Annotated in this window: 22 protein-coding genes and 1 pseudogene; 6 read left to right on the top strand and 17 right to left on the bottom strand. The window is 58.7% G+C overall.

The window, feature by feature from the left end:
* Nucleotides 1-217 precede the first annotated feature (217 nt).
* Both P1S46_02210 and P1S46_02205 read left to right on the top strand, forming a co-directional pair.
* Nucleotides 218-1,396: an MFS transporter gene (locus tag P1S46_02210; GenBank protein MDF1535298.1), complete on the top strand. Its 1,179-nt coding sequence runs from the start codon at nt 218-220 to the stop codon at nt 1,394-1,396.
* A gap of 7 nt (nt 1,397-1,403) precedes the next feature.
* Nucleotides 1,404-2,198, top strand: coding sequence for an SDR family oxidoreductase (locus P1S46_02205; GenBank protein ID MDF1535297.1), 795 nt, complete (start codon nt 1,404-1,406; stop codon nt 2,196-2,198).
* Nucleotides 2,199-2,313: 115 nt separating this feature from the next.
* On the opposite strand, the gene P1S46_02200 is transcribed toward P1S46_02205, so the two are convergent.
* Both P1S46_02200 and P1S46_02195 read right to left on the bottom strand, forming a co-directional pair.
* On the bottom strand, nt 2,314-3,312 hold the full coding sequence (locus P1S46_02200; protein ID MDF1535296.1) for a zinc-dependent alcohol dehydrogenase family protein: 999 nt from the start codon (nt 3,310-3,312) through the stop codon (nt 2,314-2,316).
* A 111-nt stretch (nt 3,313-3,423) separates the two neighbouring features.
* Nucleotides 3,424-4,626 (bottom strand): annotated as a pseudogene (locus tag P1S46_02195) (solute carrier family 23 protein).
* A gap of 253 nt (nt 4,627-4,879) precedes the next feature.
* On the opposite strand from P1S46_02195, the gene pabB reads away from it, so the two are divergent.
* The 3 genes from pabB to P1S46_02180 all read left to right on the top strand — a co-directional run bounded on the left by pabB (nt 4,880) and on the right by P1S46_02180 (nt 9,103).
* A complete protein-coding gene (pabB, locus tag P1S46_02190) occupies nt 4,880-6,745 on the top strand; it encodes an aminodeoxychorismate synthase component I (GenBank protein ID MDF1535295.1) in 1,866 nt (621 codons plus the stop codon).
* Nucleotides 6,746-7,106: 361 nt separating this feature from the next.
* Entirely contained in the window at nt 7,107-8,189 is a 1,083-nt protein-coding gene (locus tag P1S46_02185; protein ID MDF1535294.1) for a 4Fe-4S dicluster domain-containing protein, read from the top strand.
* Nucleotides 8,186-9,103 carry a cytochrome b/b6 domain-containing protein gene (locus P1S46_02180; GenBank protein MDF1535293.1) on the top strand — a complete coding sequence of 306 codons (918 nt, stop codon included), beginning with the start codon at nt 8,186-8,188 and terminating at the stop codon, nt 9,101-9,103. The genes P1S46_02185 and P1S46_02180 overlap by 4 nt, the downstream gene beginning before the upstream one ends.
* 151 nt (nt 9,104-9,254) lie before the next feature.
* Here P1S46_02180 and fxsA read toward each other — a convergent pair whose 3' ends face one another.
* From fxsA to P1S46_02120, 12 genes are all read right to left on the bottom strand, one after another.
* On the bottom strand, nt 9,255-9,677 hold the full coding sequence (fxsA, locus tag P1S46_02175) for a membrane protein FxsA (protein MDF1535292.1): 423 nt from the start codon (nt 9,675-9,677) through the stop codon (nt 9,255-9,257).
* Nucleotides 9,678-10,057: 380 nt separating this feature from the next.
* Nucleotides 10,058-10,579: a ferritin family protein gene (locus P1S46_02170; protein MDF1535291.1), complete on the bottom strand. Its 522-nt coding sequence runs from the start codon at nt 10,577-10,579 to the stop codon at nt 10,058-10,060.
* 76 nt (nt 10,580-10,655) lie between these two features.
* Nucleotides 10,656-11,144 (bottom strand): ferritin family protein, encoded by a 489-nt coding sequence (locus P1S46_02165; GenBank protein ID MDF1535290.1) that lies wholly within the window; start codon nt 11,142-11,144, stop codon nt 10,656-10,658.
* Between the two features lie 77 nt (nt 11,145-11,221).
* A complete protein-coding gene (locus P1S46_02160; protein MDF1535289.1) occupies nt 11,222-12,115 on the bottom strand; it encodes a 4Fe-4S binding protein in 894 nt (297 codons plus the stop codon).
* A 447-nt stretch (nt 12,116-12,562) separates the two neighbouring features.
* Nucleotides 12,563-12,943, bottom strand: coding sequence for a desulfoferrodoxin (locus tag P1S46_02155; protein ID MDF1535288.1), 381 nt, complete (start codon nt 12,941-12,943; stop codon nt 12,563-12,565).
* A gap of 102 nt (nt 12,944-13,045) precedes the next feature.
* Nucleotides 13,046-13,618, bottom strand: coding sequence for a rubrerythrin family protein (locus P1S46_02150; protein ID MDF1535287.1), 573 nt, complete (start codon nt 13,616-13,618; stop codon nt 13,046-13,048).
* Between the two features lie 68 nt (nt 13,619-13,686).
* Complete coding sequence (locus tag P1S46_02145) at nt 13,687-14,331, bottom strand: DUF2400 family protein (GenBank protein ID MDF1535286.1); 645 nt, start codon at nt 14,329-14,331, stop codon at nt 13,687-13,689.
* Nucleotides 14,328-14,759: a transcriptional repressor gene (locus tag P1S46_02140; protein ID MDF1535285.1), complete on the bottom strand. Its 432-nt coding sequence runs from the start codon at nt 14,757-14,759 to the stop codon at nt 14,328-14,330. The genes P1S46_02145 and P1S46_02140 overlap by 4 nt, the downstream gene beginning before the upstream one ends.
* A gap of 283 nt (nt 14,760-15,042) precedes the next feature.
* Nucleotides 15,043-16,107 (bottom strand): ribosome small subunit-dependent GTPase A, encoded by a 1,065-nt coding sequence (rsgA, locus tag P1S46_02135; GenBank protein ID MDF1535284.1) that lies wholly within the window; start codon nt 16,105-16,107, stop codon nt 15,043-15,045.
* 19 nt (nt 16,108-16,126) lie between these two features.
* The gene (locus P1S46_02130) at nt 16,127-16,426 is read right to left on the bottom strand and encodes a hypothetical protein (GenBank protein MDF1535283.1); all 300 of its coding nucleotides are present in this window, start codon (nt 16,424-16,426) and stop codon (nt 16,127-16,129) included.
* 247 nt (nt 16,427-16,673) lie between these two features.
* Nucleotides 16,674-17,159 (bottom strand): GNAT family N-acetyltransferase, encoded by a 486-nt coding sequence (locus P1S46_02125; GenBank protein ID MDF1535282.1) that lies wholly within the window; start codon nt 17,157-17,159, stop codon nt 16,674-16,676.
* 11 nt (nt 17,160-17,170) lie between these two features.
* The gene (locus P1S46_02120; protein MDF1535281.1) at nt 17,171-18,109 is read right to left on the bottom strand and encodes a cytochrome b5 domain-containing protein; all 939 of its coding nucleotides are present in this window, start codon (nt 18,107-18,109) and stop codon (nt 17,171-17,173) included.
* Nucleotides 18,110-18,367: 258 nt separating this feature from the next.
* Here P1S46_02120 and P1S46_02115 point away from each other — a divergent pair, with 258 nt between their 5' ends.
* A complete protein-coding gene (locus P1S46_02115) occupies nt 18,368-19,360 on the top strand; it encodes an aldo/keto reductase (GenBank protein ID MDF1535280.1) in 993 nt (330 codons plus the stop codon).
* Nucleotides 19,361-19,507: 147 nt separating this feature from the next.
* Here P1S46_02115 and P1S46_02110 read toward each other — a convergent pair whose 3' ends face one another.
* From P1S46_02110 to P1S46_02100, 3 genes are all read right to left on the bottom strand, one after another.
* Nucleotides 19,508-20,503: a cytochrome b5 domain-containing protein gene (locus tag P1S46_02110; protein ID MDF1535279.1), complete on the bottom strand. Its 996-nt coding sequence runs from the start codon at nt 20,501-20,503 to the stop codon at nt 19,508-19,510.
* A 329-nt stretch (nt 20,504-20,832) separates the two neighbouring features.
* Nucleotides 20,833-21,708, bottom strand: a complete 876-nt coding sequence (locus tag P1S46_02105) for a hypothetical protein (GenBank protein MDF1535278.1) — start codon at nt 21,706-21,708, stop codon at nt 20,833-20,835.
* The gene (locus P1S46_02100; GenBank protein MDF1535277.1) at nt 21,705-23,126 is read right to left on the bottom strand and encodes a M48 family metalloprotease; all 1,422 of its coding nucleotides are present in this window, start codon (nt 23,124-23,126) and stop codon (nt 21,705-21,707) included. Before P1S46_02100 ends, P1S46_02105 begins: the two co-directional genes overlap by 4 nt.
* Nucleotides 23,127-23,232 lie beyond the last annotated feature (106 nt).

Genomic DNA, 23,232 nt, shown 5'->3' with positions numbered 1-23,232 from the left:
TAAGGAAAGGGAAAACCACGCTTTTCCCTTTCCGTGGAGCGAAAAGTCCCGGATTGGACTTTTTGCGACTCTATCAAGGAGGAAAGAGGAAAGAGGAAAGAGTTCCTGGGTCTGGTGCCGGGCCTTCGATTTTGCTCCCCCTCGCCCCTGCTCCCGCGCCGTCTTTTCCGCCCTTCTCCCCTTGCCTTAAATCGTCCAGACCCTTTAGAGTAGGGCAATGGAATCTGCACCCCCAACAACCTCAGTCATTTCCCGGTGGTGGGTCCTGGTCCTGGTCTACGCGGCCATGTTCTCTTTCGCCGTCACGCTGCAGATGATCCCCCCCCTTGTGCCTCAACTCGTTGCGAGGACGGGGTTGACCCACGCCCAGGCGGGCGTCCTCATGGGTCTTTTCACACTGCCGGGGGTGTTCCTGGCCCTTCCCGGGGGCAGGGTCGCTGATGCCCTGGGGCCTCGCAGCGTGGGGATCTGGTCCCTGTCCCTCATGGCCGTTGGGACCTTGCTCATGATGCCCCTGGAGCCGTTTTTTTTGTATACGGGCAGGATCTGCGGGGGCATCGGTGCCGGGGTTCTCGTGGTTGTCGCACCCCAGATCGTCGCCAGGCGTTTTACCGGTCGGGAACTGGGCAGGGCCATGGGGCTCTTCAACACTGCTGTACCGCTGGGCACCATCACTGCTTTTAACCTCCTGGGACTCCTTGCTGAGCGCTACGGGATCCCGGTGCCCATTATCGCAACGGCCGGCCTTTCCCTCGTTGCCCTTGCCGCCTTCACCCTGACCTTTGCGGACACGCCTCCTCCCGTAACCAACCGGCCAGACGGCATGACGTCTTCCCCACCGGGGCTGGGAAAAGGGATCTGGCTGACAGCTTTAGTGTGGGTTCTGTTCAACATTGGGGTCCTGTCCTATTTCACCTATGTTATCGACCATTTCATCGCTGCCGGGATCCCCGAGGCCAGGGCCCGTTTCCTGGGAAGTCTTCCCATGATCCTGTCCATCGGGGTGACCCCGCTTGCGGGCCTTGCCATCCACAGGTTCGGGCTGAGGTGGTCTCTCCCCGTCACCGGATGTCTGATCTCCTCGGCAGCTGTCGCGGCCATAGGTCTCAACCCGGGCGGCTTCGCTGTCGGGTGGTCCATCATCCTCGGCCTGGGCATATCTCTGGTGCCGCCCGCCATATTCACCATTGCCGGCCAGGTGGTCCCCGCGTCCAGGATCGGTACCGGGTACGGGCTCCTCACCACTGTTTTTAACGTAGGCGTCTTCCTGGGGATTCCCCTCATCGGTTACACCAGGGACATCTTCAGCAATTACGTGGGCAGCTTTGTCGTCATGTCGATGATCCTCGTGCTTGGAACCGTCATAGGAGGGGTATCAAACCGCATGCTATCATAACGATAGCTTGGATTCGGCCCTCTTCTCTCACACAGAAGCAAAGGAGGTTATCATACTGCTGAAAGGACAAACTGCCCTTGTCACAGGCGCGAGCAGGGGCATCGGAGCCGCGACAGCCGCGCTGCTGGCCGAAAACGGAGCCGCCGTAGCAGTCAACTATTTTGCCAACCGAAAAGCCGCCGATCAGGTTGTCGAAAAGGTACGGTCCGGCGGAGGGCAGGCGTCAGCCTTCCAGGCGGACGTGAGAGACAGTGGGCAGGTTCAGACCCTTGTCAATGCGGTGGAGAGCACCTTCGGCCCTGTTGACATCCTGGTCAACAACGCCAACATCAATTTCCCCGTCAAACCCTTCGTTGAATTCCCCTGGGAGGGGATGGCCGAAAAGTTAAACGGTGAGATCGGGGCCTCCTTTTACTGCTGCCAGGCGGTTGTTCCCAAGATGATCGAACGCGGATGGGGCAGGATCATCAACGTCAGCAGCGGACTTAGCCGAACTCCAGGGGACGGCTTCGTGGCCCACAGCACCGCCAAATCCGGCCTCGACGCCTTGACCAGGGCCCTCGCCCACGAACTCGGGCCCCACGGGATCACTGTCAATACCGTCGCCCCCGGCCTCACGGAGACCGACGCCACCGCCTGGCTCCCGGCGGAGGCCAAGGCAGGGGCGGCCGCTCACACGCCGTTGAGGCGCATTGGCCATCCCGAAGATATCGCGGGAGCGGTCCTCTTTTTTGCTAGCCGTCACGGCAGCTTCGTCACGGGCACCTGGCTGCCCGTGGACGGGGGGAATAGTATGATCTGAGATTCAAGATCCAAGAGCCAAGAGCTAAGGTAACCGCATACTTGGCAATTTTTTCTGAACTTGCCGGACACCAGATACTGGAAACTTTTCACCGGCGCGGCTGACGCGTCGAAACTCAGGGCACCAGGACAGCCGCACCGTTTATTCTGCCCTCTTTTAGATCAAGGAGGGCAGCGTTCGCCTCGTCCAGGGGATAGGTCCTGACCTTTGTCCTGGCCGGAATCGAGGCGGCCAGATCAAGGAACTCCTGACCGTCTGCCCTCGTGCTGGCGGTCACGCTGACGATCTGCTTCTCGTAATAGAGGTGGCGCTCGTAGTCGAGTGCGGGGACCTCGCTCATGTGGATCCCAGCCAGAACGAGGGTGCCCCCCCGTTCCAGCGCTTCCAGGGCCGGAGGCACCAGGCTGCCGGCGGGCGCGAAGATGATCGACGCGTCAAGCTTCACACCTGGCCGTTCCGGTACCTGCCCCGTCCACACGGCGCCCAGCACGCCCGCCAGTTTCCTGTGCCCGTCGCCCCTGGAAAAAACGTAAACCTCACAGCCCAAGTGTGCGGCAACCTGGATCGTCAAGTGGGCCGAGGCCCCGAAACCGTATAGACCAAGGCGCTGGCCCGGCCGCACCCCGCTCAGTTTCAGAGCCCGATAACCTATGATCCCAGCGCACAGCAGCGGGGCCGCTTCCAGGTCCGCGAACCCCTCCGGGATGGCATAGGCATACTGTTCCGGGACGATTATGGACTCGGCGTAACCGCCGTTCCTGTCGTACCCGGTAAAGAGTGCATCCGGACAAAGGTTCTCCCTGCCGGAAACACAGAAATCACACTTTCCACAGGTCATGTTCAACCAGGCAACTCCGACACGATCCCCCATTTTGAAACGGCTGGTTCCAGCCCCCCCTGCCGCCACAGTACCCACCACCTGGTGTCCGGGAATAACGGGTATCGAAGGTATAGGCAGATCCCCCTCAACCGTGTGGAGATCGGTGTGGCAGACGCCGCAGGCCGACACCTTGACGAGGATCTCCCCGGGACCAGGGACAGGAGTCTCCACTTCCGTCAGGACGAGGGGGGCCGTGGTTATTGGAGCGGGTTTGTGTAATAGCATTGCTCGCATAGTCATGTTATGCACCATATTGTCTTTAGCCGCATTGGATCTTGGATCTTGGATTTTAGATCTTGGATCTTGGATCCTGGATGCCTTAAAAATCACATGCTCCAACAGCAGTACCGCTACGATCCCGACGATGAGGCCGTTTCCCACAATCCCACGGACCGGCAGGGGAAGCTGGCTTAAAAAGGGATCATTGAGCAACGCCGCACTGCCGCCCAGAAGAAGAGGAAGTCCAACGATCATGTTTTCACGCGCCCTCGCCTTACCCCCCTGCCGTCCGATGATCGAAACGCCCAGGCCGACCATGGTGGAAAGGGTTACAAGGAGCGCGGCACCGACCACCGCCTCCGGGACCGTGATGAGATAAGCCGTGAACCTGGTAAAAAAGGCCAGGGCGCACAGCATAAGACCACTGACGAGGACCGGATAGCGACTGCCCACCCGGGTGACCAGAACGATACCAGGACCCTGTGAGTAGCTTACGGTGCCGAGGGTCCCGGTCAGGGCGGCTAAAACTCCCGCCGCCCCTGTGGTTGAGACACCCCGACGGACACGGCCGTCGACATCTTCTCCTCCGACAACCTGTGCCGAGGCCGTGTAACTGCCAAGCCCGTTGATGAGGACGGCCACGTTGGCCAGGAGGAAAGAAACCGTTCCCGCTGTGGTGAACCTCGGAGTCGGACCCAGGATGGGCCAGGGCAGGGAAACGAGAGGCGCGGAAGCGGCGTGGGCAAAATCCACCCTTCCGGCAAAGACCATGATCATATAACCCAGAACGATGCCTGCCAGGATGGAAAGGTTCCCCAGGAAACCCCTGGCATAGCTTGATATCACTATGATAGTTATTGTTACAATGATCGCCACAAGCATGATAAACGGGTCACCGCCGGGGTGCGATGGGGAGGTACCGGTGACCATCGGCACCAGGTGGGGTAGAAAGGTCAGTGCGATGAGGATAAGGACAACGCCCACGACACGATCGGCGAAAAGTCCCGTCACCTTGCCCAGAAGACCTGTTATTCCGAGAAGCACCAGGGCAGCGGCGCCGGTGAGCATCCCGCCAAGGACCGCTGCGTACCCCTCCTGGGCGAGAGCAGCCACAGAGAGCAGCAGGGCTGCGGAAGGCCCGTCCACCAGGGGGTAGCGGTGCCCGAGCCGGCACTGGATCACCGTAACGGCACCGACCACGAGAAGCATCTTCTGGAAAAGCAGGTTCCCCTCCCCTGCATCCATGCCGAGGAAGGCAGCCATGAGACGGGCCGAGATCACCACGAGGGGAAGCACCACCACAAGCCACTGAAGGGCATACAGAAGCATGGCGGAAGGAGGTGGCTTTTCATCTATCCGGTAAAGCAGGCCTTGCATCGTTAACAATGATGGGCCATCTGCTCTTATCGCGTCAACAGGGAAAATGCGGAAAGGGGAGGGTGGAAAAAATGCGCAGATCATATTCCCAATTCCCTGTTCCCACTTCCTTATTCCGCAGTGTTTCACAGAAAGAAATCTGGTAAAGTTCCTGTTCTTCTTCGCGCTTCGCTCATTGCGCTTCGCACTTTGTAATCAAACTATTATGGATAAACATAACCTGCTGACACTGAGTTCCGACGACCTGGCCTCCCCCGGCTCGATCCTGCTTGAAAACCAGCTGGGAGACGGTTGGTCCGGGGAGTCGGCCTTGTACACCGATCCTGTACAGATCATTATCTGCTCTGAACCCTCAGATGTCTTTTCGACCCTGGAGTCCATCGACGAGGCCCTTGACGAAGGGTTCCATGTGGCCGGTTTTATCAGTTACGAGGCGGGGAGCGCCCTTGTTCCTCATCAGGAGCACCGGGACCGCCCCGACTTTCCCCTGATATGGATGGGTTTGTACAATAGTACCAGGATCACTCGCCGGCCTGTCCAGCTCCCCGCCCCACCGGCCGTCACAGAAAGCCTGGACCCGATCCTCGATGTCACACCTGACGAATTCACCAGCGATGTTCAGCAGATCCTCGATCACATTCGAGCCGGCGAAACGTACCAGGTCAACTACACCTGCAGGGCCCGATTCAGGTCCACCCTGACACCCTGGGAACTCTACCTCCTACTCAAAAGAGCTCAACCTGTCCCTTACGCCGCTTTTCTGAACTGCGGCAGCTTTTCAGTGCTCTCCCAGTCTCCGGAACTGTTCCTGGTGAAAAGGGGGGACGACCTCGAAACGAAACCGATGAAAGGCACCGCACCGAGGGGAAAGACCCGGTCAAAGGACCTGGAACTGGTCCACTGGCTGGCGGGCAGCGAAAAGAATCGGGCCGAAAACCTCATGATCACGGACCTCATGAGGAACGATATCGGCCGCCTGGCCCAGGCTGGTACGGTCACGGTCCTCGACCCTTTCCACATGGAGTCCTACAGGACCTTGCACCAGATGACCACCGGGGTCCGGGGTAAGCTTCACCCGGAATGCACCCTTTCGCAAATCATCAGTCACACCTTTCCCCCGGGCTCCATCACTGGCGCGCCCAAGGTCAGGACAATGCAGATCATCAGGGAGCTGGAACGTTCGCCGCGGAAGGTCTACACCGGAGCTGTCGGCCGCTTTGGCCCGGATGGCGATTTCGCCATGAACGTGGCCATCCGAACCATCGTGATGGACCGGAACGGAGAATGTGAAATGGGAGTGGGAAGCGGGATCGTGTCCGACTCGGACCCCTCAGACGAGTATCGGGAAACCGTTCTCAAATCCTCCTTTTTAAACCACATGAACAGCGGAGAGGTGGACCTGCTGGAGACGATGCTCCTCGACTCGAAGGGAATCCTGCCGTTTTTTGAAGATCACATGAACAGAATGGCGGACTCGGCGGAGAAACTGGGATACCCCTTCGAGGTTTCCATGATAAGGGGGGCGCTCTTTCAGTGGTTGGGCGAGAACACAGAGGGTCCTGCGGTGGTACGGCTGCGCCTGGACAAGCGCGGCGACACATGGCACGAGCTTCTCCCCTCACCCACGAAAAGGAACGATAATGGGCTGAAGGTCATTTTCAGCTCCGTTGCCATGGACCGGACAGAACCGCTCCTTGCTCACAAGACAACGTCCCGGAAAGTTTACGACCAGGAACTTGCCGCAGCCCGGGATGAGGGGTTCGACGAGGTTCTGTTCAGCAACACTGCTGGTGAGATGACCGAGGGCGCCATCACCAGCCTGTCTATCCGGACATCTGACGGATGGATCACACCGGCTCTCTCCTGCGGTCTTCTCCCCGGTACGTGGCGAGCCCGCTACCTGGCAGAAACCGGCGCCAGGGAGGGAAGCATCACGCCGGACGTTTTCCAGACAGCCCTGGAAGTCGTTGTGGGAAACGCCGTGCGGGGGAAGATGGTTGTGGATATGATCGTCGATGAGGATGGATGGGTGCTGTACAGAAAGGGCCAGGGTCCAGGGTCTAGATTCTAGAGTCCAGGTTCCAGGGTTCAGAGTTCCCCTTTCCCCTTTCCCCTTTCCCCTTTCCCTCCTCCCTCCTCCCTGCCTCTTTGCTATAATTAACCGGTAAAGCTTGGGGGAATGTGGCACCTGCATGCCCTTCTGATGATCGGTTGACAATATAAGGTTATGATAATATATTGATGACCTCGCAAAAAGTCATCAACGCGCCCCGCGCGGGGCGCCCAAATCAATGACCGGCACTGTAAGTCATTGATTTGTAAGGAAAGGGAAAACGACGCTTTTCCCTTTCCGTGGAGCGAAAAGTCCCGGATTGGACTTTTTGCGACCCTATCATATATTGAATACCCAATACAAATTCAAGGAGGTCAGCATGCCAGAAACCATCTCCCGACGCTCGTTCCTCAAACGGATCGGCGCCGCGGCGGCCGTGGGAAGCGCCACGGGGATCGTCCGGGCCGCACCTGCATTGGCCGCCCCCACCGACGAAAATGTCGGGATCGTCGTCGAACTGGCGAAATGCGACGGCTGTTCCGACGTCCCCGTCCCTCGCTGCGTCAGTTCCTGCCAGGCCCAGAACGAAGCCAGGTACCCTGAACCCAGGGACGAGGATGTCCGGGATTACTGGCCCCAGACAAAACACGAGGACTGGAGATCCAGGCGCAACCTTAAAACGACCCTGACGCCCTATAACTGCACCTTCGTGCAGAAGGTCAACATCGAACACGAGGGAACCGTCCACAACCTGAATATCCAGAGGCGGTGCATGCACTGCGACACACCGACCTGCGCCGCCGTGTGTCCCTTCGGCGTCATCGAGAAGGACAGCAAGGGGGCCGTATCCATCCACGAGGTGGGCTGCATGGGCGGCGCCAAGTGCCGGACGATCTGCCCATGGGGTATCCCCCAGAGGCAGGCCGGAGTCGGGATCTACCTGAAGCTCATGCCGAAGCTGGCAGGCGGGGGTGTCATGTACAAGTGTGACCTGTGCGCTCCCCGTATCGCCGGGGGACAGCAGCCGGCCTGCGTCGACGCCTGCCGGAGCAGGCCCGGCAGGGAAGCTCCCCTCACCTTCGGGCCGCGGAAGGACATGTTGAGCCTCGCCCGGATCAGGGCCGGACAGATCGGCGGCTATGTCTACGGCGACGACGAGAACGGCGGGACCGGGACCTTCTACGTCTCACCGGTTCCCTACGAAAAGATCGATGCAGCCCTTCACGAAAGGGAGAAGGAACGGTTCTTCTTCCCGAAGGATCCCAACCCCCTGAAAAGAGCCAACATCTGGGCCCAGGCTACCCTTGTGGCACCGGTCGCAGCGGTCGCCGGGGCTGTTATGGCCGGCGCGCGGGCTCTCGGAGCGGGGAAGAGAAACGACCCTGTTCCACCGCCAACCAGGCATGAGGTATCGGGAAATGAAAGCAGCACCGGTTCAACCAGCCAGGAGGTGGAAAAATGAAACGCGACATCCATGAAACCGACATGATCCACCAGGCTGAGGGATACGTGGTCAGGCACAGTTTCCTGGTGATGATGCAGCACTGGCTGGTTGCCCTGTCCGGCCTGGTACTCCTCTTCTCCGGGTTCGGGCAGATGCCCCTCTACAAGAGGTACATGCTCAACGAGGTTCCCGGCCTGGGCTGGGTCTCCGATTTCATCCTCCAGTTCGAGATCCACATGGTGGCTGCGGCCGTCTTCACCTTCGCGGGGATCTTCCACCTCGTATACCACTACATCGAGGGAGGCCGTTCCATCCTGCCCATGAAAGGGGATGTCCGGGAATCGATCCACATCATCAAGGCGATCCTCAAAGGCGAAAAGGAACCTCCCCACGGCAAGTTCCTGGCCGAGCAGAGGCTGGCCTACGCCCTCATCGGCTTTTCCATCATCCTTCTCATCGTCACCGGTTTCGTCAAATTCGCCGACAACCTCCCCGCCGTGGACATGCCCTGGTGGGCCACCTTCTGGAACACCATGCTGCACAACGTCGGGACCGTGCTTTTCTTCCTGGCCTTCATCGCCCACATCGGGGCCTTTGTCCTTAAAGCCAACTGGCCCCTGTTCTCCTCCATGTTCAGCGGGAAAGTGAAACTGGATTACGCCGAAGAACGTCACCCCCTCTGGATGGACGAGATCCGGCGCGGCGAGGCCACGAAGAACAAGATGATGGCCGAGTGCGTGGTGAGGATCTTCGCGGGCACAATGGTGGGGACCGGCGTGCTGCTTGGAGCGATCCTCGATCCACTATGGTACCTTCTTCCGGCTTTCGTCGCCGTCAACCTCATCCAGTCGGCGTTCACCCGCTGGTGTCCCCTGGAAAACATGCTGGTCAAGCTGGGTTATCCGAGGGGGAAGGATTTTATATGGAAGTGAAGAGGAAAAGTGGAAGGTGGAAGGTGGAAAGATTATGGGGCCGCGAATGCGGCCCTTTCCTTTACCCAGGCAAGCTGTTCCTGGTTTGAAATCTGGAATTTGTTTCTCGGTTCTCAGCTGCCACGTGTAAATGCGGGCCGACAGCCCGCATTTACACGTCGATGAACGGGCCACCGTCATCGTGACCACGGTTGATGATGACCTGCCCTTCCCTGGCCTTCCTTTCCAGCCACCCCTTTACCGCCACCTTGATGACCTCACGGGTGGGAGGGAAAATGAGGGAAAAACCCGCAATATCCGTAAGAAAGCCGGGGGTGATGAGGAGGGCGCCGCCCACCAGGAGCATGGCCCCGTTCACCAGGTCGTCACCGGGAAGCCGCCCCTGCTGCATCCTCACCTGGATGCTGGTCATGACAGCAAGACCCTGCTGCCGGGCATAATAGGCACCCAGGATCCCCGTACCGATAATGAGCAGGATGGTGTTCCCGGCCCCGATGAAGGCTCCCACCTTGATGAGGAGGTAAAGCTCAATGGCCGGGATGAGGGTGAAGAGGAGGAAGAGGCGGAGGAACAAAGGGGGCTCCTTTCGTGAAGCGTGAAGCGTGAAGCGTGAAAAACATTCGTTCTTCCGAACATTCTTGTCAAGAGTGAATAATACAACTGCATTGATGATCACAGGCCACGACTTTTCTTTCACCTTTCACTGCCCCTAGGAGTCTGTCGGAGAACCCCATGCAGGCTCCTAGATATAGTTTTTCGGAAGTAGCATTTAGACCGAAAAGAACAAATATATGGCACATTTGGTAATTCACTGGAGTTATTCACCGGTTTAATGCTCTTGTTTTCAAGAAAAGACCCAAAAAAGGGCTTTCCGAAAAACTTACAGCAGCGTGTCAAGAGGTTTTCCGACACGCTGCTAGCCTCCCCGTGTCTCCGCGTCTCCGTGTCCGGTTTTCAGTCCTCCAGGGAGATCTCCTGGTAACCGAGCCAGAACCCGGAGCCGGACAGGGAATCGATCTCGGCCTGGACGATCTGAACGTGAGCCCCCTCGATCTCCACCAGGCTCCGGTAGAACGCCCTGGCTTTCCCTTCCTTTTCGGCTTCGGCACGCTCGGTGTAAAAAGCGACGGCCTTCTTCTCGAACTCCAGGGCCTCCTCGAGGGCCTTCAGGTCATCGAACCCCTCCTGGGCCTCCTCGGGGACCTCAAGGAAGATGATGTCCTCGGGGGGTGTATCCCCGAACCGGGCCGCAGCCTCCTCGTAGGTCATCCAGGGCTCGTCGTTCAGGAGCGACTCGTACAGGGTGGCGAACGCACCCATGTGTTCGATCTCGTCGTCAGCGAGGTGTTTGAATACCTCCCTTGCCTGGGGGTCGCTGCTGCTTTTTGCGGCGATCCTGTAGAACTTGCACCCCTTCTTCTCGGTGTCCATAGCAATCTGGAGGGCCTCCACATGGGCCTCACGTTTATCAGCCATACATTCTACCTCCTCCCCCTCCCATTAAGTCACGTACCCCCGGCAAAGCCGGGGGGGTTCCCTAAGTACTAACGCTTCAGATCTCCTTTTTCAGGTCCTGAAGAAGCTGCAGGTGCTTGATCTCTTCCAGATGCAGGCGATGAAAAACGTCCTTCCCCTCCTGGTCCTGGCTCGCATCCCGGAGCATGCCGAAATATTCGATAGCACGCTCCTCCGCGAGTATCCCGACATCCACGGCCGTCACCGGGTCCGAGGTGGCTCCGGCAAACTCCTCCGCATGGTCAGGCGAAGGAAAGATCGGCTGTTTCTCCACACTGTGAAGGTAGTCAGCCATCATCTGATGGTCCTCTTCACGGTACCATTCAGGTGTGAAAAGGGGCTCGATATCCTCCAGGATGACCCTTTTATGTTCTTTCTCCGCATCGGCAAGATGCGCGAAAAGGTTCTTGACCCGGTAATCAACAGCTATCTCGGCGACCCTCGAGTAAAAAGCGTACCCCGCATCCTCCAGTTCTGCTCCCAGCATGACGGCCTCATAGAGACCGTACGCCTTTTTCCTGTCCATGATTTTCCTCCCTGTTGTGCTGTTCGGACTTTGGAAACCCCGCAATTACGCATGTACGCCTCACGCACGCACGAGTCCTACGCCGCCGGCTGATCCAGGGCCCTCTCCTCCACAAAATCGCCCTTGATCCCGATCCTGTACAGTGTGGTGGGGATGGCCTTGCCGCTCTTCTCCAGTGCGGTCCTGGCGAGGTGAACCAGACCGGTGCAGCAGGGCACCTCCATGTACACGACACCGATGGACCGGATATCGTTGTTCCGGAAGATGGCTGTCAGCTTGTCCACATAGATATCCGTGTTGTCCAGCTTCGGGCAGCCAACCAGGAGGGTTCTTCCCTCCATGAACCTCCGATGAAAATCGCCGTAAGCGAAGGGGGCGCAATCGGCAGCGATGAGCAGGTCAGCACCGTCAAAATAAGGAGCCTTGGGGGGAACGAGCATGATCTGCACAGGCCAGTTTCCCAGCCTCGACGCCATCGGTCTGCCCTGGGCGGCTTGCGCTGCAACCTCCGGCCTGGCAAATTGCTGCGCACGGGAACCCGGACAACCGCCTCCGCTAGCCACGGGGGCGGCAGCCGGGACCCTGGGGCTCAGGCCCTGCCTGGGACGATCGAAGGACTGTGACAGGGTGCCGGGGCAGCCGCAGGCCAGATCGTCGATCTGGGCTTTGGGAGGATCGGCCTGAGTCCCGTGGCCATGGTCGTGGTCATGGGACAGGGGATCCCTGCCCAGGTCCTTGAGGCGCCCGTTAACGGCCTCTTCGTCGTATTCGTCCGCGTCCCTTTTCACCATGGTGATGGCGTCCCGGGGACAGGAGCCCAGACAGGCGCCAAGTCCGTCACAGTAGATGTCGCTTACCAGTTTCGCCTTGCCGTCGATGATCTGTAATGCACCTTCGGCACAATCGGGCACACACAATCCGCACCCGTCGCATTTGTCCTCGTCGATATGCACCATCGTTCTGACAGCCATTTTGAACCTCCTTGGAATCAGTACTGAGTAATCAGTAACCAGTATTCAGTAGTAGTCCTCAAATCGCTTTTCATGGCTGCAATATAACAAGTGTCCCTGCGAATCATAGGATAACCTTGCCCTGAACACCCCTAAAACTGTCGCTTTTTGACTGGTGTCAAAATTGATGGACTCGCAAAAAGTCCATCAACGTGCCCCGCGCGGGGCGCCCAAATCAATGACTCACTCCGTAAGTCATTGATTTGTAAGGAAAGGGAAAACGACGCTTTTCCCTTTCCGTGGAGCGAAAAATCCCGGATTGGACTTTTTGCGACCCTGTCAAAATTGGACCGACTCAGGACACTTAAATCAGGTAACTGGTTCTTCCGACAGCCCTGAATACCGAAGCCCGGAGGAAAGACCTCCGGGCTCAAGATCACCTGATCACTGATAACTGTATACTGTTTTTCAGCTTTTCCAATGCCCATGGAGGTTGCAGTACTCACGAACCGTGGTGATATCCCCGGCCTTGATGCAGAAGGTCGCCTCCGGAGCATCGCCGGGCTTGAGGAAAGCCGTGTACGATTTGCCAGCGGCTACCACCTCGATCCACTCGATGTAATGGTCTTGTCCCATGGGATGGGGAACACTTCCCACCGTCACCTTGACGCCGTGCTCGAGCTCCTCGATGACCGGCACGTGCTTCTCCACCGCCGCATCGGTTGTGTTCTCCACGAGAAGGTTCATGGGCTGCCCGCAGCAGACCAGTTCCCCGGCGGCGGGGTGGACGACCTCCACGATATTCCCGCAAACTCCGCATTTGTATACCTGCAGTCTTTCAGTACTCATAACGGTTTCTCCCTTCGAGGGGACGCTTTGGCGCCCCGGTTTCTGATGTCTGATTTCCGGTATCCGCATTCCATATTCTTAATTCGGGAACCGAATTTAGAATTACCAGTTCTCGCACAGCAGTTCGAAGTGGTCCCGGGGATGGTCACATGCCGGGCACTCCCCGGGGGCTTCGGTGCCCTCGTGGACGTACCCGCAGTTCAGGCACCGCCAGGTCACCTCTTCGTCCCTGGAGAACACTTCGCCGGCCTCGATATTTCTCTTGAGGGCCCGGTATCGCTTTTCATGCTGTTTTTCGGCGATTGCGATAGCCAGGAACACGGCAGCGATTTCCTCCAGCCCTTCTTCGCGGGCCGTTCCGGCGAAGGAGGGGTACATCTCGGTCCACTCGTAGTTCTCTCCACCAGCGGCCTCTGCCAGGTTCTCGACAGTGCTCGCAATGACACCGGCCGGGAAGGTGGCTGTGATCTCCACCTCGCCACCCTCGAGATACTTGAAGAGCTTCTTGGCATGTTCCCGCTCCTGGTTGGCTGTCTCCTCGAAGATCTCGGCGATCTGCCTGTATCCCTCTTTCCTGGCCTTGCCGGCAAAGTAGGTGTACCTGTTCCTGGCCTGTGACTCTCCGGCAAACGCCGCCAGGATATTCTTTTCGGTCTGTGTTCCCTTGAGACTCATGGCAATCTCTCCTTTTCGGGTTTTTTAAGGCTCACATTACAGGTTAGCAGACTGAACTGCCCGGGGTACTAAATATTCACTGACACGTCCCACATCGACGGGTTCACGCTTGTCCACGGCCCCGGATCCACAGCGTCCCTGCGCACCATCCAGCGCAGGTACAAAAAGCTCCTTTTGCAGGCGCTCCCTCGTGAGGGGCATGCCAGGAGGCTTGAGTCCCTCCTGCCCGACGCAGCCCTCAGCTGGGCGACAAACGCCGTCAGGGCGGGCAGAACATCCTCGTCACCATTCTTGATACCCGAGGCAAAGCACGCTTGAAGGCTGCCCCACTGTTCCCTGACCATCCTGATCCCGAGAAGCAGGTCCGCAAGCTCTTCTCCATTGGTCCAGCGGTGGCGAAAACCGTCGAACAGATGCCTCAGACTGCTGCGGGGGGCTCCTTCCAGGTCAGGAGCCGGGTGCGGCAGAAGAGGAAGAACCTTTTCCAGGCTGGCGAGGATATGGCTCACCTTTCCGTAGGCCAGGGAAGAGGCGATGAGACCAACAACATCCTGGTCCGCCGGGCTATGGTAGCGAAGTACCATCTCGAGGGGATCAGGATGGATGAACTCGGGCCGGTTGTAGACCTCGTAAATCTCCTCGAACCGCTCCCTGGTCAGGTCCAACTGATCCGGCGGCCTTGGTGTCTTTTTGGGAAGAGAGTTCATTTTCATGCTTCTTCCCGGGTCCTGGCTCCTGGATCCTGACTCCTGGCTTTCGCGCATTCCCCGCACAGCCCCAGATACTCGACGCGACAACCGGTCACGGCGAAACCCACCGCCCTGGCGGCCCGCAGGACCTCGGCCGGTATGCGTGCGGCTTGGGGAAGGTCCCCGACACATCCGCACCGGGCGCAGCGAAGGTGGAGGTGATCGCCGGTGTCGCCGTCGTACCGCCTCTGGCCTTCCCCTTCGATCTTCAGGATGAGTCCTTCCCGCGAGAGGCGGTCGAGGTTGCGGTAAACGGTTCCCAGGCTGATCCTGGGAAGACGCCGACGCACCATTTCGTAAACATCGTCCGCCGTGGGGTGTGTCCGGACTTTGCGGACCTCCTCCAGGATCATATCTCTTTGCCGGGTCATTCTCCGGGACTGTCCACTCATCGAACCCTCCAATTATTGCTAATAATAATCATTACTATATTAAAACAGACAAGGCTTGTCAATCTTTTTTACTTACAAATTTTATCGGGATAATGAAAGTCGAGGGGCTGTTTAGCTGGTGGAGGGTTCCTGTGTCTTCGATTCGGGTATTGAGTTCAAGTGCAGAAGTGCCGCCAGGTGCAGGGAGACTGGCAGGGTGTCGAAGAACCTCGACACGCTACCAGGTGCATAGATGAAGTCCCTGCCCCGGTTGAACAGGTACCACTTCTTGAGACCAGACCCTTTATTTTCGTCTCTTCGGATTATCCCTCTCCACTTCTCTGACCATCTTCGCAAACCTTTTACCCTCACGCCTTTCCTCCATGCGGGCGTGCCGGCCCTTCCTGACCTCGAGGTTTTCGAACTCGGCCCTGAGCTTTCTGTAGCTTTCGAGCCTGTCAGAGTCGATCGCACCGGAATCGGCAGCCGCAATGACCGCGCACCCCTTTTCGATCTCGTGACGACAGTCCCGGAACCGGCACGCTGAAGCCAGGTCGCCGACCTCCGGAAAGGCTCCGGCCAGTCCCTGCTCATCGCCCCAGACCCCGATCTCCCGCATCCCGGGAGTATCGATGACGGCGCCCCCTCCCGGTAAAAGGATGAGCTCTCTGTGAGTCGTCGTGTGGCGTCCCTTGCCGTCCCCCTCCCGGACTGCTCCAACCTCCATGCGCTCTTCGCCCAGCAGGCAGTTGATCAGGGTCGACTTGCCCACGCCGGACGATCCCAGAAATGCAACCGTCTTCCCGTGTCCCAGCCGATTTTCCAGCTGATCGATCCCCTGCCCCTCTTCGGCGCTCACAGCGTAGACGGGGATCCCGGGAGAAACAGCCTCCGTTTCATCAAGGACCGACTGGACGTCCAACGCCAGGTCGGTCTTGTTGAGCACAACGACCGGGATGGCACCGCTGTTGTAGACCAGAGTGATGTACCGCTCGATGCGGCGCAGGTTGAAATCGGTGTCCAGATCGGTGACAATGAATACTTCGTCGATATTGGCGGCGATCACCTGCTCTGAAACCATCCTTCCGATAGCGCTTCTGGAAAAAGCGCTTTTCCTTGGAAGGATCGCGGCGATGGTCCCCTTCTCAAAGTCCGGGTCGGCCCGCACGGCCACCCAGTCACCTACTCCGGGAAGTCCTGACGATCGGATCCTGCCTGTGACCTGGGCCGCGACCTCCCCCTCCTCGCACTGAACACGGTAGTCGTAGGCGCTTTGCCACACGATGCGGCCGGGAACGACATCGTCCAGGCCCAGTTCTTTCAGTGCCCGGGCCAAAGTGCCATTGTATCCCAGATTTTCCATCAGCATGGGGTTCTCCGGCAGGTTCCTAGCCCCACGGTCCCTTGATACCGTGGGCCACGAACCGGATGGCGAGAGAAGCGAGAAGAACAACCAGGGGTCTCTTGAAAACGTTGTTGATCGTCTGGCCGACGAGGCGGACAAGAGCCTTTGAAAAAAGAAAACCGAAAAACAACACCAAGCCGGTGGACAGGACGACATCACGGGAGGCCATCTTCCGGCTGTAAGGCTCATCATTTCCGCCAGTGGGGGCATTGAACACCAGGGAGGTGCCCACGGGATCTACCACCACGGAACAGGCCACTAAAGCCTTAAGAAAACTTTTCATGTCACCTCTATTGACAGGGTCGCGGAAAGTCCAGCCGGGACTTCCCGCTCCACGGAGAGGGAAAAGCGTGGTTTTCCCTCTCCTCACGGATCAATGATCCAACCTGTTCATCATTGATCCGGGCACCCTCCCCGGGCGCAGTGGTAGCTGGTAGCTTTTAGCTGACCCCCCTATCCTCCGACTTGTCCGCCAAAGCTCAAAGAGCGACGGTGGAAGCCTTGGCGAAGGAGGATGGCTCCTGATCTTTTCACAATACCTTTCTCATGGGAACGGATCGCACTCCGTTGATGTCCTGTTCCCTCCCTGTGCCTGTAAACCCCATCCGCTCATAGGCACCGCGGGCGTTGGGGGATGAGTTGACCGTCACGCTCCCGAGGTGTGGATTTACCGAGCGGCTGAGCTCAATGGCTCTCTCAAGAAGTTCTTCCCCGATCCCCCTCCCCTGGAGTTCCGGTCCCACGAAAAACAGGGAAACATGGCGATAATGCCGCATCTCGATCATCCCGGCAATATGGCCGTCTGCCAGTGCCAGCAGAACGAAATGGCCTTCCCGGACCCTTCGTGCCATCTCTTCAGGTTCAGCGTATTTTTTAAAGTTACCCTGGCCCCTTTTCGTAAAGGCAGCGGCCACCGAATGGTCAAAAGAGCTGTGGACAAGATGGCAGACTTCCATCTCCTCGCCGGGGCGCATGGCCCGGAAGGTGATGCCAACCTTCGGTTGGACTTTGGACATGGGACTGCCCTTTACCACCTCCACAACACCATGACCAGGATGATGAGAAAGCACCCCATGAGGTTGAAGTACGCGTTCACCGTGAAGATCCGAACCACGGGGGGAACCTTGCCGGTAGCCCGGACGAGTGCCCCCGCTTTTTCGTATCTGTCCAGGACATCCGGCCCGTGGGGGGCGTCGTTCAGATACCCGGTCAGGTCCTCCCCGGCCTTGTGGCGTCCGGCGTGCATCCCTCCCCTCCACAGGTGACTTGCAGAAACATCGTAAACCTTTCCATGTGCCGCAACCAGGATCCTGCCTCCCCGGGAGCCATCGTGGTCCCTCAGTTCCTCCAAGCTGTACCTGTCCTTCCCGGGTTCGTCTTCCACAGCCCGGTGCGCGGCCGCCAGGGCTCTTAACCGGGGCCCGATGTAAAGAGTGACGAAGGTGGCCGACGACAGCATCAAACCGAAAACTGTTATCTTCACGAGAAGAAGTTTCCCGAACACAGTGGAAAAAATCCCCGGGGCCAGGTGGACCCTCCAGATGGTAAGGAGCACACCTGACAGCGCGACGGCTGGCATGGACACCCATGCCAGCCTCAGTTCCGACCTGGGAAGACCTCCCAGAGCGTACCTGGGCTTGAGCACCAGATGGACGTACAGGATCGTCCCGATCCAGATAATCCCGAAAAAGAAGTGGGCGTACAGGATCACTCCGTGGGCGATGCGAAGGTACAGGGATATCTTTTTCCCTGAACTCACCGGTGGCTGCCAGTTTCCAGGATCTTCGCCGTAAGATTCCCCTGCCGGCGTCAGGCTTCCGCCACCGGATGCCGAGATATGGCACACCGAACACCCCTGACCCGTTTTTGCAGCGTAGTCGGTCGTCGCCAGGGCGGAGGAAACGGAGAAGAGGGAAAAAGCCAGGGCTGCGAGAAGGATCATTTTTTGAGTCTGTGATAACTTCATTCAATGCACCTCCCCTCGGACCTGGAACAACTGTCCGCCTGTACGTTGTGCGTGGTCAAGTGAAAGAAGTTTATCACACCAGGAGTCTGTGTGGGGTCCTCCGGCAGGTTCCCGGTGCAATCTGCTACACTGTATTTATTGTTCTTCAGCGAAGGAGGTTTACGCGAAGGTGGAAGGTCATGGAAGGGAGCCTGGTCGAGGGGAACTTGTCGAAGGGGTCTTGCCGAAAGGCTCTTCGCACTGAACTGCAAATGGAGGATCGAGATGGAATACGTCACAGTTCCGGGAACGGACATGCAGATTTCAAGGGTGGGCCTTGGCACCTGGGCCATCGGCGGATGGATGTGGGGAGGGACCGACAAGCGGGAGTCCATCAACACGATTCATCGGGCGGTGGAGATGGGGATCACCCTCATCGACACAGCTCCCGTTTACGGCTTCGGCAAGTCAGAGGAGATCGTGGGGAAAGCCCTTAAAGGGCTGGATCGGGACAAGGTCATCGTGGCCACCAAGGTGGGTCTGGAGTGGAAGGAGAACAAGGTCTTCCGCAACTCAACGGGGGAGAGGATCAGACTTGAGGTTGAGGATTCCCTGCGCCGCCTCGATGTGGATGTTATCGACCTGTACCAGGTCCACTGGCCGGATCCCCTTGTGGCCAGGGAGGAAACCGCGGAGCAGATGCAGCGCCTTGTCGAGGAGGGGAAAATCCGGGCCGTCGGTGTGAGCAACTACTCCCCGGAGGAAATGGCTTCTTTTTCCAGGGAGGCGAGGCTCTCAACCGCTCAGCCGCCCTACAACCTCTTCGAACGCGGGATCGAGGCTGATGTCCTGCCCTGGTGTCAGGAAAACGGGGTTGCCCTTCTCACCTACGGTGCCCTGTGCAGGGGCCTGCTCTCGGGAAGGATGCGGCCGGACACGGAGTTTTCCGGCGATGACCTGCGGAAATGGGACCCCAAGTTCAAGCAGCCCCGTTTTGGACAGTACCTCGAAGCAGTGACCCGCCTTAACAGCCTGGCACGGGAGCGTTACGGAAAAACAGTGATGGCCCTGGCCGTACGGTGGATCCTCGACCGGGGAGTGGAAATCGCCCTCTGGGGCGGAAGGCATCCGGGTCAACTGGACGCGGTAGAGGAGGCGTTCGGCTGGTCACTTACCGAAGAGGACATGGCAGTGATAGACACGATCCTGTCTGAAACGGTCACCGATCCGGTAGGCCCGGAGTTCATGGCGCCGCCGACGAGGAAAAAGTAGGGAGAAGGCGGGAGGCAGAAGGGAGGAGGTATGAAACCGGACTGCCTTCATCCCCTTCCTCCCCTGGTTATCTTGCTGGAGCGATTACTGAGCCTGAGACTGTGACTGATTCTGTGGCCGTGACTTACTTTTCGTCCTCAATGGGCATTACCATCTCCACAGAACGAGAACGAGGATTATGACAAAGCACCCGATGAGGTTGAAGTAGGCGTTCACGGTGAAGATCCTCACCACGGCAGGGACCTGAGCGGTTTTCACGTCAAGCTCCCCCACCATTTCGTACCTGTCCAGGACGTTCGATTCGTGAGGGGCGTCCTTGAGGAATTCGGTGAGGTCCGCCCCGGCCTTGTGGCGCCTGGCGTGCGTCCCCCCCTTCCACATGGGACTCGACGAAACATCATAAACCTTTCCATTGGCCGCGATAAAAACCCTTTGGCCCTGGGCGCCGTCATGATCCCTCAGTTCTTCCAGGGTGTACCTGTCCTTCCCGGGCTCGTCCTCCACAGGCCCGTGCATGGCGGCCAGGGCCTTTAACCGGGGCCCCACGTAGAGGGTGACAAAGGCGGCCGATGAAACCATGAGTCCGAAGACAGCCATTTTTACGAGAAGCAGCTTCCCGAAAAGGGAGGAAAAGAGCCCTGGAGCCAGGCGCAACCTCCAGAATGTGAGAAGCACCCCCGACACGGCGAGGATGGGCATGGACATCCAGGCGAGCCTCAGTTCCGATCTGGGAAGACCTCCCAGGGCATACCTGGGCTTGAGCACAAGGTGGACGTAGAAAATGGTCCCGATCCAGATGATCCCGAAAAAGAGGTGACCGTACAGGACCACAACGTGAGCGATGCGAAGGTACACGGGAGTCTTTCTTCCTGAACTCACCGGCGGCCGCCAGTTTCCCGGATCTTCACTGTAGGACTCCCCGGCCTGGGTCAGCCCGCCGCCGCCGGAGGCCGAGATATGGCACACCGGGCATCCCTGCCCCGTCTCGGCCGCGTAATCCTCGGTAGCCATGGCGGGGGAAGCACTGAACAGGAAAATGGCCAGGGTTATAAAAAAGATCGTTTTTGCGACCAGAGCCGAACCCGGATTGATCGATAGATTCGTTCCACTTCCCCCGTGGTAGTGAAGTTTTTCAGGTTTCATGTTTCAGCCTTTTCCCTGTTTCTCTGTTTCGGATATTCCCCCTGGATTCCGGATAATCGCGCACCGGGCGTCGATTTCCGGAATTACGGCCTTTACGGCCCTCGCTGTGAGATCGCTTCGCTCTGGTCACGGCTCGCGATGACAAACACGGAGGAGTCACGAAATGACGGCCTTTTCACCACCTCGCTCAGCCTGCCCTCCGACTTGTCCCCCATAGCTCGAAGAGTGCCGGTGGAAGCTTTATACGAAAGAGGGTCGCCCTATCGCCAAGTCGCTGTTCACCCTGTTTTTCCCAGCCCCCAGACAATACGCCAATAAAGGCGTAGCCTTTATTGGCGTTCCATTTCCCATTTGTATCTTGCTACCCCGGTCATCCTCGTGGAGAAGGCCATCCCCATGGTATTTGTCTGGCCGCTGTCCAGGTTGGAGTAGGACATCCTGCCTTCCCGCTCGACGAAGATCCCCTCCTTCAGGTCGAAAACGGCGGTCCCCTCCCCCTTGTAGGCCAGTTTCATGTCCGCCATGGCCATACCGGGTATGGCCCCGCCACCGCCGGCCCCCTGGTCCATTCTGATCACCATGAGCTGCCTCGTTTCCACATCGAAGGTGGCAAACCCGCCCTTGATCCCGGCGAGGTAATACTCATCCGTAGCCTTGATGTTGTACATCCCGGACTGGAGCACATACTCGTGGGTGAACTCGCTGCCCACACCGACAGGGCCTTCCGGCAGTTCCGGCATCCACGCGAAACGGCCCTGGTAGATGATCTCGACCGTCTGGTCCCCGGCGGGACTGGCCACGACCTTAACGGCCCCGTCGACAGGATGCACCACAACCTCGGCGCTGCTGCTGCCGAAGATATCGCCCGTCTCCATCTTGTTGGAGGCCCACCGCTCCCCTCCCTTGTACTGGCCGTATTCAACGGCCAGTTTGACGCCGCCTGCGACTTTGCCTACCACCTTCGCCTTCCAGGTGCCTGAGGACACCTGGTCTGTGGGGGTTTCCATGGTCTGCTGCTGCCCCATGACGTTCATTTCGGTGACCGACTTGCCGACGTCGTGGTACTGCTCGGTCACCCTGTAAACCGATCCGGTTTGAAAGCCGTACCGCAGCTTTACCGATGCGGCCTCCGACACCCCGACGCAGGCGACGGCAAGCAGGATGCAGGTCATGGGTGCTGCCAGGTTAACCGCGGCTCTTCTCATCTCGCTTTCCTTTCCATCTTGCCGATCTGACTCTCGACACGGCTTCGATCGGACGCCTTGGGGTTTACCTTGAGGTATTTTTTGTACATCGCCGCCGCCTCGGCGTACATCTCCCATTCCCCGTAAAGGTCCCCCAGCGCCTTGTACGGCTCCGGCATCCTCGGGTCCATTTCGGTCGCCTTGAGAAGGTACTCCTCGGCGCTCTCCTTCTCCCGCTGGGAAGCGGCGAAGGCAAATTCTCCCACCTGGGACCGGCCCAGGTAGTAGGCGATGGGGGCGGTGCGTTTTCCGGAGTCCCAGGCAGCCTGAAAAAGTTTTTTCGAGGTCGCGTAATCCCCCGCGTCGAAGGCAGCCCTGGCGTCCCCCATAACATAGTTGCCGATGACCGCGGCGAACTCTTCCCGGCCGACCTTCCCGCGTCCTTTCGTCAGGGCTGTGACCTCCTTCGACCTGGCCATGGAATCCAGGAAGCCGGGACGGTCGGGAGGGTTCTGGCTCACCGTCCGGGTGAGGCGCTCGGCCCGGATCCCGCCCATGGGCCCTTCAACCCCGGTGAGCAGTGTCCGCATCTCCGGCGGCAGGAACGCCATGGCCATGGACTCGGTGCTGCCAGCCTTCGCCTTATCGCCGGCCTTCCTGAGCCGCCGCCACGCCTCTCCGGCCTGTAAAGGATCGTATCCCGCGATGGCCAGCAGCTTGAGCCCCTCCGCGTCGGCCACCATCTCGAGAGGTACCCTCGGATCCCCGGAACCGGCCCTCGTCTCCGGCGGCAGTCCCTGGTAAACATCCGAAAACCCCTCGACAACCCCTGCGCCGGCCTCGAGGGCAAGGACCTTCTTCATGGCTTCCCGGTAGCTGACATCGCCGGCTTCGAGGTCGCTGTATACTTCGTTGGTCTTCGACAGGACCGTGTAGTCTATGGCAGCCCCCACCACCACTCCCGCCAGGCCGGACGCGAGGGATCTGCTGCGGGCCTTTTTCTCCCCTTCCCTGAACGCCTGGTAGATAGCCGGATAGTGGGAACCTGTGATATGAGCCGCCTCGTGGGACAGGACCGCCGCCAGCTGGGCCTCGTTTTCCAGGGTCAGGAGGGCCCCCGTCGTGATCACCAGCACCCCGTTTGCGAGGGAAAAGATCTCCGGCACCTGTTTGTCCAGGATGGTCACTGAAAGGGACACCCCTTTGGGCAGCGTTGTCCCTCCAGGGACCAGGCCCCTCGCCACCTTTTCGACGTAGCTGCCGAGTTCCCGGTGCGAGACCACGGGGTTCTGTTCGCTGACTCGCCGGTATTCGTCGGCAGCGAGCCTTACCACCGCCTGCCCGTCCTCGTTGAGACCAACAGCTTCTACCGAAGCTGTTGGTAAGGTGGCGATAAATCCAACGACAAGGATTATGACTAGCCGCACAGAAACAAACATGGGAAGCTCCTTTCTAGGAGCCTGTCGGAGAACCCCATGCAGGCTCCTAAATATAGTTTTTCGGAAGTAGCATTTAGACCGAAAAGAACAAATATATGGCACATTT

This window comes from bacterium (assembly GCA_029210545.1).
Classification (GTDB): Bacteria; BMS3Abin14; BMS3Abin14; order BMS3Abin14; family BMS3Abin14; genus JARGFV01.
This window is presented reverse-complemented; position numbering and strand designations above follow the sequence as displayed.

Bases quoted from the DNA above. Each gene is read 5' to 3' on its own strand.
- P1S46_02210 (MDF1535298.1), top strand. From the start codon at position 218: ATGGAATCTGCACCCCCAACAACCTCAGTCATTTCCCGGTGGTGGGTC.
- P1S46_02200 (MDF1535296.1), bottom strand. From the start codon at position 3,312: ATGCGAGCAATGCTATTACACAAACCCGCTCCAATAACCACGGCCCCC.
- pabB (MDF1535295.1), top strand. From the start codon at position 4,880: ATGGATAAACATAACCTGCTGACACTGAGTTCCGACGACCTGGCCTCC.
- P1S46_02185 (MDF1535294.1), top strand. From the start codon at position 7,107: ATGCCAGAAACCATCTCCCGACGCTCGTTCCTCAAACGGATCGGCGCC.
- P1S46_02180 (MDF1535293.1), top strand. From the start codon at position 8,186: ATGAAACGCGACATCCATGAAACCGACATGATCCACCAGGCTGAGGGA.
- P1S46_02170 (MDF1535291.1), bottom strand. From the start codon at position 10,579: ATGGCTGATAAACGTGAGGCCCATGTGGAGGCCCTCCAGATTGCTATG.
- P1S46_02165 (MDF1535290.1), bottom strand. From the start codon at position 11,144: ATGGACAGGAAAAAGGCGTACGGTCTCTATGAGGCCGTCATGCTGGGA.
- P1S46_02160 (MDF1535289.1), bottom strand. From the start codon at position 12,115: ATGGCTGTCAGAACGATGGTGCATATCGACGAGGACAAATGCGACGGG.
- P1S46_02155 (MDF1535288.1), bottom strand. From the start codon at position 12,943: ATGAGTACTGAAAGACTGCAGGTATACAAATGCGGAGTTTGCGGGAAT.
- P1S46_02150 (MDF1535287.1), bottom strand. From the start codon at position 13,618: ATGAGTCTCAAGGGAACACAGACCGAAAAGAATATCCTGGCGGCGTTT.
- P1S46_02145 (MDF1535286.1), bottom strand. From the start codon at position 14,331: ATGAAAATGAACTCTCTTCCCAAAAAGACACCAAGGCCGCCGGATCAG.
- P1S46_02140 (MDF1535285.1), bottom strand. From the start codon at position 14,759: ATGAGTGGACAGTCCCGGAGAATGACCCGGCAAAGAGATATGATCCTG.
- rsgA (MDF1535284.1), bottom strand. From the start codon at position 16,107: ATGCTGATGGAAAATCTGGGATACAATGGCACTTTGGCCCGGGCACTG.
- P1S46_02130 (MDF1535283.1), bottom strand. From the start codon at position 16,426: ATGAAAAGTTTTCTTAAGGCTTTAGTGGCCTGTTCCGTGGTGGTAGAT.
- P1S46_02125 (MDF1535282.1), bottom strand. From the start codon at position 17,159: ATGTCCAAAGTCCAACCGAAGGTTGGCATCACCTTCCGGGCCATGCGC.
- P1S46_02120 (MDF1535281.1), bottom strand. From the start codon at position 18,109: ATGAAGTTATCACAGACTCAAAAAATGATCCTTCTCGCAGCCCTGGCT.
- P1S46_02110 (MDF1535279.1), bottom strand. From the start codon at position 20,503: ATGAAACCTGAAAAACTTCACTACCACGGGGGAAGTGGAACGAATCTA.
- P1S46_02105 (MDF1535278.1), bottom strand. From the start codon at position 21,708: ATGAGAAGAGCCGCGGTTAACCTGGCAGCACCCATGACCTGCATCCTG.
- P1S46_02100 (MDF1535277.1), bottom strand. From the start codon at position 23,126: ATGTTTGTTTCTGTGCGGCTAGTCATAATCCTTGTCGTTGGATTTATC.